The sequence below is a fragment of the Streptomyces fuscigenes genome (assembly GCF_021556455.1).
Classification (GTDB): domain Bacteria; phylum Actinomycetota; class Actinomycetes; order Streptomycetales; family Streptomycetaceae; genus Streptomyces; species Streptomyces fuscigenes.
Genome location: NZ_JAKGCV010000645.1, coordinates 1 through 2,310 on the forward strand (window position 1 = coordinate 1; position 2,310 = coordinate 2,310).

Below are 2,310 nucleotides of genomic sequence, written 5' to 3' on the forward strand. Positions count from 1 at the left end.
AGCAGCGGGCGGCCGGCCACGGCTTCGACTTCTTCGGCACGCAGCACGGCGGCCGCGTACGCCCCGAGCCCGCGCGCGACGGCGGCCGGGAGCACCCCGGCGCGCAGGAGGACGTGGACGCCCCCGGCGGCACCCGGGCGCAGGCGGTGACGGAGGAGACCGCAGCGGCGGACGGTACGGGAGCGCAGGAGACCCCCGGCGCGGAGGCCACGCGGGACGGGCGGGAGCGCGGTGCCGCAGGCGAGGCCCCCGGGCAGGACGCGGCCGCGGACGGCCCCGCCGCCGACCGGGCCGGCGACCGGGCGGACGACGCCGGCCCCGAGGTCATCGACCTGACCGAGCACGACGACACCGAGCAGCTCGAACTCCGCGGCCTGCGCAGCGCACTCGGCTCCTGACGCCCGGCGGCGCACACCCGCCGGAACACGGCCACGGCTCGCCTCCCGGGACACGGCCACGGCTCGCCTCCCGGGGCGCGGCCACGGCCCACGTCCGGCGCGGTCGGCGGCCCCGCCGCTTCTCGCGCGGCTGGTCGTGCGGTGCGGGTCCGGGTGGCGGCCGGTACTCCGGGCCGTCCGAGTGCGGGCCGCAGACGGATCTCCGGGCGGCCCGTGCCCCCTGCCTGTCGAGTTCCCCGGCGGATTCCCCGACCGATTCCTCGACCGCTTCCCCGACTACTTGTCGATGTCCCCGACGACGAAGAACAACGAGCCGAGGATCGCGACCATGTCCGCGACCTGGGTGCCCGGCAGCAGTTCCGTCAGGACCTGGACGTTGTTGAAGGACGCCGAGCGCAGCTTCAGGCGGTAGGGCGTCTTCTCGCCCCTGGACACCAGGTAGTAGCCGTTGACGCCGAGCGGGTTCTCCGTCCAGGCGTACGTGTGGCCCTCGGGGGCCTTGAGCACCTTCGGAAGCCGCTGGTTGACGGGGCCCGGCGGCAGTTCGGCGAGCCGGTCCAGGCAGGCGTCGGCGAGGGCGAGCGCGTCGTGCGTCTGGTCAAGCAGGCATTCGAAGCGCGCCAGGCAGTCGCCCTCCTGGCGGGTCACGACCGTCAGGACGTCCGCGAGCTCGCCGTACGCGAGGTACGGCTCGTCGCGGCGCAGGTCGAAGTCGACGCCGGAGGCACGGGCGATGGGTCCCGTCACCCCGTACGCGCGCACGGTCTCCGGCGCGAGCACGCCGACGTCCCGGGTGCGGCCCCGGAAGATCTCGTTGCCGAGCACCAGCCGGTCGTAGACGTCCATGCGCGAACGGACCGCGGCCACGGCGTGCCGCGCCCGGCCCGCCCAGCCCGCGGGCAGGTCCTCCTTCAGGCCGCCGACCCGGTTGAACATGTAGTGCATCCGGCCGCCGGAGACCTCCTCCATCACGTTCTGGAGCTCCTCGCGCTCCCGGAACGCGTGGAAGACGGGTGTGATGCCGCCGAGTTCGAGGGGGTAGGAGCCGAGGAACATGAGGTGGTTGAGCACCCGGTTCATCTCGGCCAGAAGCGTGCGCGTCCACACGGCGCGCTCGGGCACCTCCATGCCGAGCATGCGCTCGACGGCCATCACGACGCCGAGTTCGTTGGAGAACGCGGACAGCCAGTCGTGCCGGTTCGCGAGCATGACGATCTGCCGGTAGTCGCGCGCCTCGAACAGCTTCTCCGCGCCCCGGTGCATGTAGCCGACGACCGGCTCCGCCTCCCGGACGACCTCGCCGTCCAGCACGAGCCGCAGCCGCAGCACGCCGTGCGTGGACGGGTGCTGGGGGCCGATGTTGAGCACCATGTCCGTGCTCTCGGCGGCCCCGCCGATCCCGACGGTCGTGGTGGCCCCGGCGCTGTCCCTCATGCCGCACAGTCTCGCAGAGCGCGGGCGGCCCCGGTGATCGCGGGGAGGCCCGCCACCCCGAGTGCTCGGGCCCGCAGGCCCCGGGTGCTCGGACCGGCAGGCCGCGGGTGCTCAGACCGGCGTTCCCCGAGTGCTCGGACCGGCAGGCCGCGGGTGCTCAGACCCGCAGGCCGAGCCGCGCGAGGAGGTCCGCCGCGTCGACGCCCACCGGCTGGAGGACCCAGGTGAAGTCGCCCAGGCCGCCGGGCGCGGTGAGCTCGGCGGCCTCGCCCGCGGCGGCCAGGGCCCGCACGTACGCGGCGGGGTCCGTGCCCGCGAGGGACAGCGGCGGCCGCTTCCCGCCGACCCCGAGGGCCCGCAGCACGGCCCGCTGGGACACCCGCACGGCGTCCGGTGCGATCGCGTCCAGCGCCACGTGCGAGGTCACGTCGCAGCTGCCGTCCGGCACGGGGCGCACCTCGCCGCCGTCGCGGAAGCC

1 protein-coding gene and 2 pseudogenes are annotated in these 2,310 nt (G+C 75.2%); 1 reads left to right on the forward strand and 2 read right to left on the reverse strand.

Translation table 11 applies throughout. The annotated features are described in order from the left end of the window. Nucleotides 1-398 (forward strand): annotated as a pseudogene (locus L1885_RS27315) (hypothetical protein); the annotation flags it as partial. A 276-nt stretch (nt 399-674) separates the two neighbouring features. Here L1885_RS27315 and L1885_RS27320 read toward each other — a convergent pair. Both L1885_RS27320 and L1885_RS27325 read right to left on the reverse strand, forming a co-directional pair. Beyond that, complete coding sequence (locus L1885_RS27320; protein ID WP_235799829.1) at nt 675-1,832, reverse strand: NADH-quinone oxidoreductase subunit D; 1,158 nt, start codon at nt 1,830-1,832, stop codon at nt 675-677. Between the two features lie 157 nt (nt 1,833-1,989). Next, nucleotides 1,990-2,310 (reverse strand): annotated as a pseudogene (locus tag L1885_RS27325) (SAM-dependent methyltransferase); the annotation flags it as partial.